The following is a 13,955-nucleotide window of genomic DNA, read 5'->3' on the forward strand; positions in this document are numbered from 1 at the left end:
TACAGTTCTAATTCAAGAGAAAATAGCTCTTGAAAGTATTTTTACCAGCTGAGTGTCGAGCATGTCTGCATGCGTAGTGTTCTGCATATGCCGAAACCATGTCAGTTGACGTTTTGCGAAGTTTCTTGTTGCTGTCTGTATCCTCTCGCAAACTGAAAATATATCGTTACCGCTGCGGATACATCCGGCTATTTCCCTGTAACCTATCGCTTTGAAGGAATCCATGGATTCATCGTAGCCCATTTCCAGCAGTTTTTTCACTTCGACCGCCCAGCCGCTTTCAAGCATCTTAACAACTCTTGAGTTTATTCGATCATAAATGAGCTGTCTGTCGCCGCCTATAACAAATATATCATATTCGTATGCGGGATTGCGATGATATTTTCTCTGGGCATCTTTAACGTTCATTCCCAGCTGTCGGTTAAGTTCCAGCCCGCGCACGATGCGCGTTCTGTCCGCAGGTTTTACATTGGCGGCAAATTCGGGATCTATAATCATAAGTTCCGCATGCAGCTCCTCATATCCTCTGATTTCAGCATCCCTCTCAAGTTCCTCTCTGAGGTCTCTGTCCCTTTCAGGTGCGGCGAATATGCCTTTTTGAAGTGATTCTATGTAAAGTCCGGTTCCGCCTGCGATAACAGGTATTTTGCCCCGTGAAAGCACATCCGCAATGATACGCTCCGCCTGCTCGAAAAATATTCCTGCGGAATAGGTCTCATCTGGATTCATAACGTCAATCAAATGGTGCGGCACGCTTGCAAGCTCCTCCGCAGAAGCTTTCGCCGTGCCTATGTCCATGTGTCTGTAAACCTGATAAGCGTCGGCACTGATTATCTCTATGGGGTTATCTTTGGCAAGTCCCAGAACGGCGGCGGTCTTTCCCGTTGCCGTGGGACCTGTTACGACGGGTATTCTCATCTGTCAAATTTCCTGAAAAGCCATGCCCTGTCCATTTTGAAGACTATGGGTCTGCCGTGGGGGCATGTATAGGGGTTTGATGTGTGGAAAAGGTCGTCGACTATCTTGCGCATTTCGTGCATCTCAAGCTTGTCGCCTGCCTTTACGGCGTTCTTACAGCTCATGACTATCACACGGTAGTCAACGCTGCTGTCCTTGCGGTTCTCTATCATGTCGGCGAGAATTTCGCGTATCTCTTTCGTAATGTCGCGGTTCAGAACATCGGAAGGCACACGGCTGACCTTAAGGCTGTTTCCGCCGAAAGGCTCTATGTCGTACCCGAAAGCGGAAAGCACTTCCGAACCTTTTTCAATAATATCCGCTTCATCCTCTGTAACGTCTATGAGGATAGGCTCATAAAGCACTATTGAAGGCACTGAAACGGTCTTTTCCTCAAGATATTTTTCGTAAAGCACCCTTTCGTGAGCAACGTGCTGGTCAATGAAAAACGCCTCATCCCCCTTTTCACACACTATCACAGTGTTGAAAAGCTGACCGACGACGCGCACCCTCTCCTCTTCGGGAACGTCCGGAATCTTCACGGCATCTTCCACACGCGCGGAATACTGCACTGTTTCAAGTTCCTTCGCCATGTCAAAACTGCGCACAGTATCTTTTGAATAGTTCTTTTCGTTATATTTTGATTCGTAAACCGTGACAGGCTTGTAAACAGGTTCCGGCGCGCGCATCTGCTCGCCCGTCTCCCTGCCTGCCTCTTCCAGAATCTTTTTGACTGTGTTATGTACGAAGCTGAATATCTCTCTTGAATCCAGCAGCTTGACCACGGTCTTTGCAGGGTGGACGTTCACGTCAACCTTTTCGGGGTCGATGTGCAGAGATATAGCCGCGGCGGGGAATTTTCCGTCGGGGATAAGCCTGTGATAAGCGGTTATGACAGCCTGCACCAGCGAAAGATCTTTAACCACCCGTCCGTTAATGCCGATTATTATCATATCCTTACGGAATTTATGCACAGATGGCAGGGATACCGCCGCCTTCACGTTCATATCTTCAAATTCGTTACCGCCGTAAACAACGTCCGTCTCCTGAAACACTCTCTTTGCACGTTTCAGCATGTCTTCGGATTTATCGGCAGAATATACCCGTTTGCCGTTTATATCCAGTTCAACGGATACATGAGGGTTTATGACGGAAAACTGCCGCACGAAGCGTGCTATCTCCTTCTCTTCTGTCTGGTAATTTTTGAAGAATTTCAGACGCGCTGGAACGTTAGCAAACAGCGACTTAACCTCTACCCTTGTCCCCTCCTGCATGGGAGCGGGAAGGATATCGGATTTTTCGCCGTATTTTATGCGCAGTTCCGCGCCTATGTACCCTTTGCGGAATGAGCGGATTGAGAAGTCTGAAACGGATGATATCGCAGCCAGCGCCTCACCGCGGAACCCGAAGGTTGCTACACGGTAGACGTCGTCAACGGTTGATATCTTGCTGGTGGCAAACCGTTCAACCGCCAGCGGCAGGTCGTCCGGCACTATGCCTTTTCCGTTGTCTGTGATGCTGATATAGCCCGCCCCGCCGTTTTCAACGACAACGGACAGTCTGTCCGCACCTGCATCGGCAGAGTTTTCCATCAGCTCTTTTACGACATTATAAGGACGCTCAACGACTTCGCCTGCTGCTACCTTATTGGCGACATCTTCGCAAAGTCTTTTTATTTCGTTCATGCTTACTCGGCGAAAACGCCCATATTGCGGAACTTCTGATACCTGTCCTCAAAAAGCTGGTCAGGCGACATTGTTTTCAGTTCCGCGAGGTTTCTGACTATAAAGTCTTTCACCTTAACCGCTGTTGCGGGGTGGTTCCTGTGGGCACCGCCCATAGGCTCCTCTATTATTTCGTCGATGATGTTCAGTTCTTTCAGGTCTTTGGATGTAAGCTTAAGCGCTTCCGCTGCTCTGCCTGCATATGCCGCGTCTTTCCAGAGGATAGATGCACAGCCTTCGGGGCTGATAACAGCATATACGGAATGTTCCAGCATACCCACACGGTTGCCCATTGCTATTGCAAGAGCACCGCCGGAACCGCCTTCGCCTGCGATAACTGTTATCATAGGCACTTTAAGACCTGCCATGACCATAAGGCTTTTTGCTATTGCTTCCGCCTGTCCGCGCTCTTCCGCACCGATGCCCGGATATGCTCCTGGTGTGTCAACGAATGTTATTACGGGGCGTTTGAACCTGTCTGCCATCTCGAAAAGTCTCTGTGACTTTCTGTAGCCTTCAGGGTTCACCATACCGAAGTTGCGGTGGATATTCTCTTTTGTGTTGCGTCCTTTCTGATGACCGATGACCATAACGGGTTCACCGTCCAGCTTTGCCATTCCACATACAAGTGCGGGGTCTTCGCGGAACAGTCTGTCGCCGTGGAGTTCGGTAAAATCGGTAAAGATATTCTGAATATAGTCCAGCGTATAGGGTCTGTCGGGGTGGCGCGCCACCATGACTTTCTGCTGGGGAGTGAGACGTTTATATATGTTTGCTCTGACCTTTGCCAGTTTGTCTTCAAGACTTGTGATCTCTTTGTTAAGCTGATCACCGTTCATGCCCGGAAGGTTGCGAAGCTCGTCAAGCTGTGCCTCGATCTCAACTATCGGCGCTTCAAAATCAAGAACCGTTGCCATTGTTCACCTCATACCTTTGATTGGTTGTGTATAATAACTTTTAAGCAGTTCAATATCAAGAAGTAAAATATAAGCTGTTATGGGACAAAAGAAAGCCCGCGAAAACCGCGGGCTATATACTTTCTTCATTGCTGTTTAGAACCGAGCAGGTCAAGGCGGAGGACAAAAAATATGCGCAGTGTACGTTCAAAGTACATGAGCAATATTTTTTGCGCCAACAACGCCGACATGCGAAGTGTTATAAACGGCAATATATTATTTCATGTCTTTTATAGCCATCTCATACATATCAGGATTAAACCCGCCTACACCCTTACCGTTAAAGTAGATGTGAGGTGTTCCTGTGATGCCGAGAGATGCGGCGTATTTCGCCTGTGCTTCAATTTTGCCTGCAATTTGTTTTGAGTTTGCAAGCGTTTTGAATTTTGCGGGATTGCCTGATTTCGCTGCGAACATTTCAATTATCTGAGCGTCGGTTTTGGAATCTGTCGTCTGATCAGTTGAATAAAGCTCGTCGGAGAAATCTTTGCCGAGAGCAAGACCTGCTTCAAATACTTTTGAATAGATTGTCGCTTTAGGGTGGATAGCAAGGGGAAGCGCAATCATATAAACCGCTGCGTCAGGTTTAGCCTGAGCCAGCATACCTTTCAGTATTGCGTGGGCTTTGCGGCAGTAGGGACATTGGAAATCGCTTACAACTACTATAGTGTTCTTCGCACCTTTTTTACCGTCAAAAAGAGTTGCCTTTGAAAGATCAAGGTTTGTTTTCGGCGTTGCTTCGTAAACGAGGGTGTCTTTGATGCTTACGTTGTTTCCTGCGTTTACTATCTCTGGGATGATATATTTTCCGTCAGAGAACATATACTGTTCCTGACTTCTCTTTGATTTTGTGTCGGTAATGGATATCTTGATGAAATAAAGCCCGGCAGGTTCGTTGAGTTTTTTAACCACTGTAACTGTCGGAACAAGGTTCGTGAGATTCTGGCTTTTGAAGAAATTCTTCATGCTGGTTTCAAGACCGGTCTTAACATCAGCCGCAAAAGCGTTCAGTGAAAGAGCCAGTAACAGGACTGTCAATACAGCCGTAATTCTTTTCATTTTTTCCTCCGCAATGGAATGAGGGGAATATACACCCGCCATATATGACAGAGCAACACATTTTTTAGTTCATTTGTTCCATCTGGACTTGATTAATAATATATTTGGTGTTAAAAATTGCGTTCAAATCTTTCTTTTAGAATCTCAAGGAGTTTTTTAGATGGACTACAAAGATACCCTGAATCTCCCTCAAACGGATTTTCCCATGAAGGCGAGCCTCTCAGTTAAAGAGCCTGAACGCCTTAAAAAATGGGAAGAGGAAAAGGCCTACGAAAAAATGCTGTCTGCAAGAGACAGAAACAACCCCTACATACTCCACGACGGCCCTCCTTACGCAAACGGCGAAATTCACACCGGACACGCTCTCAACAAGATTCTGAAAGATATTATTATTAAATTGAAAGCTTTTGAAGGATATTACACTCCCTACGTTCCCGGATGGGACTGCCACGGTCTGCCCATCGAGCTTCAGGTGGACAAAAAGCTCGGCAGCAAAAAGAACGAGATGACAAAATCCGAGATACGCAAGGAATGTCGCAAATACGCGGACAGGTTCATCGACCTGCAACGTCAGGGCTTCAAACGCCTCGGCGGATTCGGCGACTGGGATCACCCTTATATAACTATGGACTACAAATACGAGGCGAAGACACTTCAGGAACTCTACCGTTTCTTCGATAACGGCGGCGTTTTCAAAGGTCTTAAACCAGTTTACTGGTGTACGTCATGCGTTACGGCGCTTGCGGAAGCAGAGGTTGAATACGATAACCACACTTCAACCTCCGTATACGTCAAGTTCCCCATGAAAGACGCTTTCAAGGCGAAGTTCGGTCTTGCGGATGGAGATAAAGTATCCGCAGTTATATGGACAACAACTCCATGGACGCTCCCTGCGAACCTCGGAATCTGCGCCAATGCCGAAATAGAATATTCACTCATAAAAATCACCGACACATGCAACAAAAACCTTGCGGTGGGCGAATATATAATTGTTGCCACCGACCTTGTTAAAGGTCTGAACGAAGAGTTCCACATCCACGGATACGAAACCGTAAAGGTTTTCTTCGGAACAGAGATAGAGCGTGTCGAGTTCCAACACTGCTTCTACGACAGAGTGTCACTTGGTATCCTCGGAGACCACGTCACACTTGATGCAGGTACAGGACTTGTCCACACAGCACCAGGTCATGGTCAGGAAGACTACGAAGTAGGACTTAAATACGGGCTTGAAATCCTCAACCCCGTGGACGACAGAGGCTTTTACAAACGCAACGTCGAAATATTCGCAGAGCAGAGCATATATAAAGCGGGCAAAGAGATAGTCACCATGATGGACGAGCAGGGAAGTCTGCTTTCAAGCGGCGACATAAACCACTCATACCCCCACTGCTGGCGATGCAAAAAGCCCGTAATATTCCGCGCCACTCCCCAGTGGTTCATCGGGATGGAACGCAACGACCTGCGCAAAAAGACCCTTTCCGAAATCAAAAAAGTGCGCTGGACACCCTCATGGGGTGAAAACCGTATTGCCACAATGATAGAGAACCGTCCCGACTGGTGTATATCACGCCAGAGAACATGGGGCGTTCCCATCGCCGTTTTCCTCTGCGAGGACTGCGACGAGATAATCATCAACAAGGACATACAGGAACGCGTTCTGGCGGCTTTCCGCGAACACGGTGCGGATGCGTGGTTTGATAACGAAAACTCCGCGTTCATCCCCGAAGGCACAAAATGCCCAAAATGCGGCGGCACACACTTCAAAAAGGAAACGGATATACTCGATGTATGGTTCGACTCCGGTACATCACACTCCGCAGTTCTTGAAGAACGCGGCGAACTCTCATGGCCTGCGAACATGTATCTTGAAGGTTCCGACCAGCACAGAGGGTGGTTCCACAGTTCTATCCTTGAAAGTGTCGGTACTCGCGGAGTGGCACCTTATAAAGAAGTGCTTACACACGGGTTCGTTGTTGACGGCAAAGGACGTAAGATGTCCAAATCCCTCGGCAACGGTATAGAGCCCAAAGATATAATCAACAAATACGGTGCGGAAGTCCTCCGTCTGTGGGTTGCCGCAGAAGACTACACCGAAGACATAAGAATATCAGAAGATATCATAAGCCGACTGGTGGAATCATACAGAAAGATACGCAACACCGCCCGTTATCTGCTGGGTAACCTGTACGATTTCAACCCTGATACAGATATGGTGGAATTTAAAGATATGCTCGACCTCGACCGTTTTGCTCTGGCAAGATGGCAGACAGTGAAAAAGCGTATATATGAATCATACGACAGATATCAGCTTCACGTTTTCTACCATTCTTTCCTGAACTTCTGCATCGGCGATCTTTCATCCTTCTATCTGGATATCCTGAAAGACAGGCTGTACGCTTATAAACCCGCATCACGCGAAAGACGTTCCGCACAAACCGCCATGTATACCATCCTGAAAGAGATGGCAACCGTAATGGCTCCCGTGCTGTCATTCACAGCTGACGAGATATACGAATACATGCCCGCATGCAAAGACAAGAAAGAAAACATCTTCATGGAGCTTTTCGCTCCAGCAGTTGAATTTGACGATGCAGAGAACATCGCAAAATGGCAGAAGATACTTGAAGTGCGCAAAGAGGTGACAAAAGCCCTTGAAGTGGCAAGAGCCGCGAAGGTTATAGGTCACCCGCTGGATGCAGATATTGTGATCGGCGTGGACGAAGACACCAAAAAATATCTCGTTGCAGATGAAGGCATCGAGAGAATTTTCATAGTATCCGAAGTGCGTTTTGAAAGCCTTGAAACAATGGCAGACTGCCACGTTTCAGAAGACGGCAAAGTAAAAGTTAAGGTTGTTGTTTCCGCAAACGGCAAATGCGAAAGATGCTGGACAAAATCGTCCACCATCGGACACGACCCCGAACACCCCACACTCTGCAAGAGATGTGCGGAGGCGCTTGCCTGATGATAAGAAAATATATGATAGCACTGGCGACGGCAATCGTGATCCTCGACCAGTGGACAAAAATGTATATCGTTAAGAACTTTAACCTGCACGAAGCCCGTCCTGTCATAGACGGATTCTTCGACATCGTTTATGTGCTTAACCCGGGCGCGGCATTCGGCTTTCTGGGCAGACTGCCGGAGACCTACCGCAGGGTGTTTTTCATAGCGGTAACGATTCTGGCAATAGCATGTGTCTCTTACCTGCTTATGAAAGAAAAAGGGATGAAACTCCGCCTTTTTTCATATACTCTTGTACTGGCGGGAGCCATCGGCAACTTCATAGACAGGCTCTTCGTTGGCAAGGTTGTTGACTTTCTGCTGTTCTATTACAAAACATGGCAGTGGCCGGCGTTCAATGTCGCAGATATCGCTATCTCGACCGGCATCGGACTTTTGCTGCTGGACTATATATTCATAAAGAGGAGCACAAATGAGAATAATGCCTAAAACCGCCCTCATCAGCGTTTCTGACAAAGGCGGCATCGTAGACTTTGCAAAAGGTCTCAAAAAGTACGGCGTAAAGATCATTTCCACTGGAGGAACCGCTAAACTGCTCGCAGACAGCGGTGTGGAGATAATCGAGATTTCCGAGTTCACCGGATTCCCCGAAATGCTTGACGGCAGAGTGAAAACTCTTCACCCGAAAGTACACGGCGGCATACTTAACATCCGTGACAACGCGAAACATCAGGCAACCATGAAAGAACACGATCTTGAAAACATCGACATGGTTGTTGTGAACCTCTACCCCTTTGAAGCAACTGTAGCAAAAGGAGCAGAACACGACGAAGTTGTTGAAAACATCGACATCGGCGGTCCCTCTATGATCCGTTCCGCAGCAAAAAACCACAAGTTCGTGGCAGTTGTTGTTGATAACAACGACTTCGGAAGAATCATTTCCGAGCTTCACAACGGCGGAACAGAGCTTGAAACCCGTATCGACCTTGCGAGAAAAGCATATTCTCACACAGGCGTTTACGACTCGATCATCGCTTCATATTTCAACAAGAAACTCGGCGTTAAATTCCCCGAGGAGATAGCAATACCCGCACGCAAGAAACAGCCCATGCGTTACGGCGAGAACCCCCATCAGGATTCCGCTTTCTACGTTAAGCCCCTTGTGAACGAAGTCAGCGTTGCCACAGGCAAACAGCTTCAGGGTAAAGAGCTTTCTTTCAACAACATAGTTGACATCCACGCAACTCTTGAGCTTGTTAAAGAGTTCAAAGAGCCTGCGGTTGCCATCATAAAACACACCAACCCCTGCGGCTGTGCAACAGGCGACAACGTTTATGACGCGTACCTGAAAGCACTTGAGTGTGACCCCGTTTCCGCTTTCGGCGGTATCGTGGGCGTTAACCGCGAAGTTGATAAAAAACTTGCGGAAAAACTCGGCGAACTCTTCCTTGAAGTTGTTCTCGCACCCTCTTTCACAGAAGATGCGAAAGAATTTTTTGCCGCTAAGAAAAACCTCAGACTCATCGAACTCGGCGACATCTACGGCGCAAGAGACGCTGAACTCGACATTAAAAACGTTACAGGCGGTATCCTTCTGCAAGACCGCGACCTGCACGAAATTGAAGACATCAGAAGCCTTCCCGTGCCTACAAAAAGAAAACCCACAGACTTTGAATACAAAGCTATGGATTTCGCATGGAAGGTTGCAAAACACGTTAAATCAAACGCCATCGTTTACACCACAGACGACAGAACTATCGGTGTGGGCGCAGGTCAGATGAGCCGTGTTGATTCTTCCAAAATCGCCGCAAGCAAAGCAAGAGCCGAGCTTAAAGGCACTGTTATGTCATCCGACGCATTCTTCCCCTTCAGAGACAGTGTGGACGAAGCAGCAGGCAGAGGCATCACAGCAATCATCTCTCCCGGAGGATCAATCAGGGATGAGGAAGTTATCAAAGCCGCAGACGAGCATGGCATCGCCATGGTCTTCACCGGCGTGAGACACTTCAAACACTAAGAATTAATAATGAGACTGCTTCGTCGTACCTCCTCGCAGAGACGGCTTTCTGTCATTGCGAGCGAAGCGCGGCAATCTCATAAAATAAATATAAATCCCCCTCAATCCCCCTTTGTTAAAGGGGGAGAAAAAGCCTCCCTTTAGAAAAGGGAGGTTGGAGGGATTTTGACATTAAATTGTATCAAAAAATCCTCGCATATAAACTTGATAGCGGGATTTTTGTATACCACACTTAAGGAGATGACGATGAAAGTCCTTGTTATAGGCTCAGGCGGAAGAGAACACGCCCTGTGCTGGAAGATAGCGCAAAGCCCCCTTGTGGCAAAAATCTATGCCGCACCGGGCAACGGCGGTACTCACCTTGAGAACAAAACAGAGAACATCGCCATAGAAGCGACCGACATTAAAAAACTGCTGGATTTCGCTCTGACAGAAAAAATTGACCTCACCGTTGTCGGTCCCGAAGATCCGCTTGCCGCAGGCATAGTGGATATCTTTGAAGAGAACGGACTGAGAGTTTTCGGTCCCTGCAAGGCGGCGGCACAGCTTGAGGCGAGCAAAGCCTTCGCAAAAGATGTCATGATAAAAGCGGGCATCCCCACTGCGAAATACGGTGAATTCACCGATTACGAATCAGCGAAGGCATATGTTCACGAACACGGCGCGCCCATAGTTGTCAAAGCGGACGGACTTGCCGCTGGAAAAGGCGTTACGGTCGCCATGACATTTGAAGAGGCACTCAGAGCGCTGGAAGAAATTTTCATCGACAGTGTTTTCGGAGATGCCGGAAGCAAGGTTGTTATCGAAGAATTTCTTCGCGGCGAAGAGGCTTCATACCTCGCCTTCACCGACGGAAAGACAGTTCTGCCCATGGTCACAAGTCAGGATCACAAAGCTGTTTACGACGGCGACAAAGGTCCCAACACAGGCGGTATGGGAGCATATTCACCCGCACCCGTGGTCAGCCCCGAACTGTTCGACAAGGTTACAAAAGAGATCGCATATCCCCTCATAAAAACAATGGCTAAAGACGGAATCGTCTTCAAAGGCATTATCTATGCGGGACTTATGATACATAACGATAAACCGAAAGTGCTTGAGTTCAACGCACGCTTCGGCGACCCTGAAACTCAGCCCGTGCTTTCACGTCTGAAATCAGACATCATCCCCGTTTTCCTCGCCTGTACAGACCAGACGCTGGACAAGGTGGAGATAGAATGGAACACCAACCCCACCGTATGCGTGGTGATGGCATCCGGCGGTTATCCCAAAGATTATAAGAAAGGCTACGAAATATCAGGTATCGCGGAAGCGGACAAGGTTGAAGGCGTAAAGGTTTTCCACGCGGGAACAGCCGACAGAGACGGCAAAACCGTCAACACAGGCGGGCGCGTTCTCGGTGTGACAGCCATAGGCGACACTCTTGAAGAGACCATCAAAACAGCATACAAAGCTGTTGAAAAAATACACTGGACAGACGTACACTACAGAAAAGATATCGGAGCAAAGGCTCTCAGGAGGCTCAAAGGTGAATAAGGTCGGAATAATAATGGGCAGCAAAAGCGATTTTGAAATTGCTAAAGAGGCTGTGGACATCCTTAAAGGTTTCGGCATTGAATATGAAGTGATCGTTTCCAGCGCACACAGAACCCCTGAACGCACCCTTGAATGGGCAAAAACAGCGGAAGACAGAGGTCTTGACGCTATAATAGCCCTCGCCGGAGCCGCCGCGCACCTTGCCGGTGTCGTCGCAAGCGAAACAAACCTTCCCATCATAGCCGTTCCCGTTTCCGCCACATCACTGAACGGGCTTGATGCACTTCTCTCAATGGTTCAGATGCCCGGAGGCATTCCAGTTGCAACCATGGCTATAGGCAAAGCGGGAGCTAAAAACGCGGGAATCTTCGCAGGACAGATAATCGCACGTTCCAACAAGGAAGTTGCGAAGAAGGTCGCGCAATACAAAGAAGATATGAAACAAAAAGTTTATAAGGACAACGAAGCGGTTCAGGAAATGCTCTGATGCTCACAGCACCTTTCAGAAACGCAGAAGAGATATTCAGGCGGGCTCTTTTCGACAGAGAGCCCGTTGTCTTTCCCACCGACACAATCTACGGCATCGGCGCCCCCCCTGTCCGACAAAACAGCGAACAAAAAGATTTTCGACATAAAAGGCAGAGACAGAAACAAGCCATTTCCTGTGCTGATATCCTCATTTGAACAGGCGGAAAAGCTTGCTTATTTCGATGAACGCCAGAAACGAATTATGGATTTTTTATGGAGAAACGGTTCTTTCACTCTCCTTTTAAAGGGTAAAAACGATGTCGATGACCTTTACAAACTGAACGGCACCATAGCACTCAGAATACCCCATTTGTCAATTTTAAAACAACTGATTAACAAATTGGGACCGTTGAGCGCTACCAGTGCAAACCCCAGCGGTGTCGGTTACGACCCTAAAATAGCAAATATACTCAACAATTTCAAAGACTTAGTCCACTATTTTATCATAGAGAAAAACACTGAAATTGTCTCATCCACCATCATAGACCTGACATCTCAGCAACCGCTTCTTATACGCGGAAATTTCGATATAAGCCGCCTGGAAAGCTTCTGAAAATGTTGTAAATCATCAATATCGGTTATTGACAGTTTCTTTAGACGGGATTAATATTGCCAAACTTTTATCGAGAGGAGACATCATGAAAAAAGTTATCATTTCAATGATGGTTGTATTCGCGTTCGCACTTGTTGCCTATGCAGCTGCTACAGGTCCCGCTACTATCGACCTTGCGCAGAAATTTGAGGTTGCTGCTCCCACTAAGAAAGCAGTTCAATTTCCCCACGCCACACACCAAGGTAAACTTCAGTGTGTTGACTGTCACATGACAGACAAAGGCGGAGCTCTGAAAAATCAGAAAACCGGCGCAGCCCTTGAACTGAAAGGTGTCAAAGGCATGAAAAACGCTGCTCACGACGATTTCTGCTGGGCTTGCCACGTTGAGAAAAAAGTACCTCAAGGCAAATCCTGCACAAAATGCCACAAGTAATCTGATTACTTAACGCATAAGGGAAAAATTAAACCCGCCTTTTTCGGCGGGTTTTTTTATGCCATTTCTTTATCTATCTCTGCTATCTGCTCCGGTATCGCCGCTTCATCGGCAAACTGGTGAGCCTTTTCAAGGAACTCTTTTGCCTTGGCAAGGTTTGCTTTCAGCTCTTCGCCCTCGGTTTCGTTTGCCTTTTCAATCCTCTGCTTCGCCATATCAAGAAGCGACCAGAGCATGAAGCGCACCTGACGTACCTTGTCCATCTTTATTGATATTCTGAAAAGGAAAAATGCAATAATTACATAAGGAACCCATACATACCATTTGAAAGGCTGATACAGCAGATATACCGTTATAATGGTTATCAGCGAAATAGCTATTGCAATAAAAAGCCCGGGAACGCCTATATAAAAAACAGGCTCGTTCCCGTTCTTATAGCGCATCGACCTGAACAATCGCTGGTTACCGTATTTTTTCCTATAGATATCATGCATTTGTTCAAAACTTTCTGTCAGCTGTACTTTTGCCATATCAAATTCCTTATGTATTAATGAGTTTGGTTCTACAATAAAACAAAATTTATTTCAATATTAATAAAACAATTTTGAAATTTATGTTATAATCAGATATCGATATAATTATTTATATATTAAATTGGATAGAACGAAATATGTGGGGATTAAATGAGTATTAAAGTAAAATTGATTCTGTCCTATCTCCTTGTGTCTGCTTTTATTGTTATCCTGTCTCTCTCCTTCATCTCTTCCAGCAGCAAAGTGAACGGGTTCATCAGCTCAAACCTGAACACTATTCTTGCTGATAAGGAAGCGTCCGGAACTATCAACAATGAATTCAAGAATGTTGTAATCGCGCTGAAAAGTGCCATAAACACAACTGACATCAAAGAGATAGAACGTTATGAACAGCAAAACACGAAAAGTTTTGAAAACATTGACAAAGCTGTCGATCTTGTTAAAGATTCCGAAGGACTCGACAGGATGGGGCATGAGTTTAAAGCTAAATCCGATGAATTTCTCAAAACTAAAAAGGAATATATCAAAGTTCACGATGAAATGATGCTTCTTTTCGACGATATGGACTCCATTTTCCGCAAGCAGAAGGGTCTTATTACCGTAAGCATGAACGAGCTGAAAAAATCCGGCGGAAACACTGCATATCTTGAAAGAATGATGGAGGAGCCGCTTGAGATAAAGGTTTACATCTCAGA

12 protein-coding genes are annotated in these 13,955 nt (G+C 46.8%); 7 read left to right on the plus strand and 5 right to left on the minus strand.

Annotated elements, in window-relative coordinates:
* Nucleotides 1-12 precede the first annotated feature (12 nt).
* The 4 genes from miaA to LRY47_RS12395 all read right to left on the minus strand — a co-directional run bounded on the left by miaA (nucleotide 13) and on the right by LRY47_RS12395 (nucleotide 4,696).
* Nucleotides 13-918 (minus strand): tRNA (adenosine(37)-N6)-dimethylallyltransferase MiaA, encoded by a 906-nt coding sequence (miaA, locus tag LRY47_RS12380; protein WP_295225900.1) that lies wholly within the window; start codon nucleotides 916-918, stop codon nucleotides 13-15.
* A complete protein-coding gene (gene mutL / locus LRY47_RS12385) occupies nucleotides 915-2,642 on the minus strand; it encodes a DNA mismatch repair endonuclease MutL (RefSeq protein WP_295225901.1) in 1,728 nt (575 codons plus the stop codon). The genes miaA and mutL overlap by 4 nt, the downstream gene beginning before the upstream one ends.
* A 2-nt stretch (nucleotides 2,643-2,644) precedes the next feature.
* The gene (locus LRY47_RS12390; RefSeq protein WP_295225903.1) at nucleotides 2,645-3,598 is read right to left on the minus strand and encodes an acetyl-CoA carboxylase carboxyltransferase subunit alpha; all 954 of its coding nucleotides are present in this window, start codon (nucleotides 3,596-3,598) and stop codon (nucleotides 2,645-2,647) included.
* A 255-nt stretch (nucleotides 3,599-3,853) separates the two neighbouring features.
* Entirely contained in the window at nucleotides 3,854-4,696 is an 843-nt protein-coding gene (locus LRY47_RS12395) for a thioredoxin domain-containing protein (RefSeq protein ID WP_295225905.1), read from the minus strand.
* Nucleotides 4,697-4,856: 160 nt separating this feature from the next.
* On the opposite strand from LRY47_RS12395, the gene ileS reads away from it, so the two are divergent.
* From ileS to LRY47_RS12430, 7 genes are all read left to right on the plus strand, one after another.
* Entirely contained in the window at nucleotides 4,857-7,661 is a 2,805-nt protein-coding gene (ileS, locus tag LRY47_RS12400; protein ID WP_295225907.1) for an isoleucine--tRNA ligase, read from the plus strand.
* Nucleotides 7,661-8,149, plus strand: coding sequence for a signal peptidase II (gene lspA, locus LRY47_RS12405; protein ID WP_295225909.1), 489 nt, complete (start codon nucleotides 7,661-7,663; stop codon nucleotides 8,147-8,149). Before ileS ends, lspA begins: the two co-directional genes overlap by 1 nt.
* Entirely contained in the window at nucleotides 8,133-9,677 is a 1,545-nt protein-coding gene (gene purH, locus LRY47_RS12410) for a bifunctional phosphoribosylaminoimidazolecarboxamide formyltransferase/IMP cyclohydrolase (RefSeq protein ID WP_295225911.1), read from the plus strand. The genes lspA and purH overlap by 17 nt, the downstream gene beginning before the upstream one ends.
* Before the next feature lie 246 nt (nucleotides 9,678-9,923).
* Nucleotides 9,924-11,213 carry a phosphoribosylamine--glycine ligase gene (gene purD / locus LRY47_RS12415; protein ID WP_295225913.1) on the plus strand — a complete coding sequence of 430 codons (1,290 nt, stop codon included), beginning with the start codon at nucleotides 9,924-9,926 and terminating at the stop codon, nucleotides 11,211-11,213.
* A complete protein-coding gene (purE, locus tag LRY47_RS12420) occupies nucleotides 11,206-11,700 on the plus strand; it encodes a 5-(carboxyamino)imidazole ribonucleotide mutase (RefSeq protein WP_295225915.1) in 495 nt (164 codons plus the stop codon). The genes purD and purE overlap by 8 nt, the downstream gene beginning before the upstream one ends.
* 66 nt (nucleotides 11,701-11,766) lie before the next feature.
* Nucleotides 11,767-12,294 carry a Sua5/YciO/YrdC/YwlC family protein gene (locus LRY47_RS12425; protein WP_295225917.1) on the plus strand — a complete coding sequence of 176 codons (528 nt, stop codon included), beginning with the start codon at nucleotides 11,767-11,769 and terminating at the stop codon, nucleotides 12,292-12,294.
* Nucleotides 12,295-12,379: 85 nt separating this feature from the next.
* Nucleotides 12,380-12,727, plus strand: coding sequence for a cytochrome c3 family protein (locus tag LRY47_RS12430; RefSeq protein ID WP_295225919.1), 348 nt, complete (start codon nucleotides 12,380-12,382; stop codon nucleotides 12,725-12,727).
* 56 nt (nucleotides 12,728-12,783) lie between these two features.
* Here LRY47_RS12430 and LRY47_RS12435 read toward each other — a convergent pair whose 3' ends face one another.
* A complete protein-coding gene (locus LRY47_RS12435; RefSeq protein ID WP_295225921.1) occupies nucleotides 12,784-13,257 on the minus strand; it encodes a hypothetical protein in 474 nt (157 codons plus the stop codon).
* Between the last annotated feature and the right edge of the window lie 698 nt (nucleotides 13,258-13,955).

It is taken from the genome of Seleniivibrio sp. (assembly GCF_021209385.1).
Classification (GTDB): domain Bacteria; phylum Chrysiogenota; class Deferribacteres; order Deferribacterales; family Geovibrionaceae; genus Seleniivibrio.

What these genes read in the sequence shown, in the direction of transcription:
- miaA (WP_295225900.1), bottom strand. Translation starts at nt 918, where the DNA reads ATGAGAATACCCGTCGTAACAGGTCCCACGGCAACGGGAAAGACCGCC.
- mutL (WP_295225901.1), bottom strand. Translation starts at nt 2,642, where the DNA reads ATGAACGAAATAAAAAGACTTTGCGAAGATGTCGCCAATAAGGTAGCA.
- LRY47_RS12390 (WP_295225903.1), bottom strand. Translation starts at nt 3,598, where the DNA reads ATGGCAACGGTTCTTGATTTTGAAGCGCCGATAGTTGAGATCGAGGCA.
- LRY47_RS12395 (WP_295225905.1), bottom strand. Translation starts at nt 4,696, where the DNA reads ATGAAAAGAATTACGGCTGTATTGACAGTCCTGTTACTGGCTCTTTCA.
- ileS (WP_295225907.1), top strand. Translation starts at nt 4,857, where the DNA reads ATGGACTACAAAGATACCCTGAATCTCCCTCAAACGGATTTTCCCATG.
- lspA (WP_295225909.1), top strand. Translation starts at nt 7,661, where the DNA reads ATGATAAGAAAATATATGATAGCACTGGCGACGGCAATCGTGATCCTC.
- purH (WP_295225911.1), top strand. Translation starts at nt 8,133, where the DNA reads ATGAGAATAATGCCTAAAACCGCCCTCATCAGCGTTTCTGACAAAGGC.
- purD (WP_295225913.1), top strand. Translation starts at nt 9,924, where the DNA reads ATGAAAGTCCTTGTTATAGGCTCAGGCGGAAGAGAACACGCCCTGTGC.
- LRY47_RS12430 (WP_295225919.1), top strand. Translation starts at nt 12,380, where the DNA reads ATGAAAAAAGTTATCATTTCAATGATGGTTGTATTCGCGTTCGCACTT.
- LRY47_RS12435 (WP_295225921.1), bottom strand. Translation starts at nt 13,257, where the DNA reads ATGGCAAAAGTACAGCTGACAGAAAGTTTTGAACAAATGCATGATATC.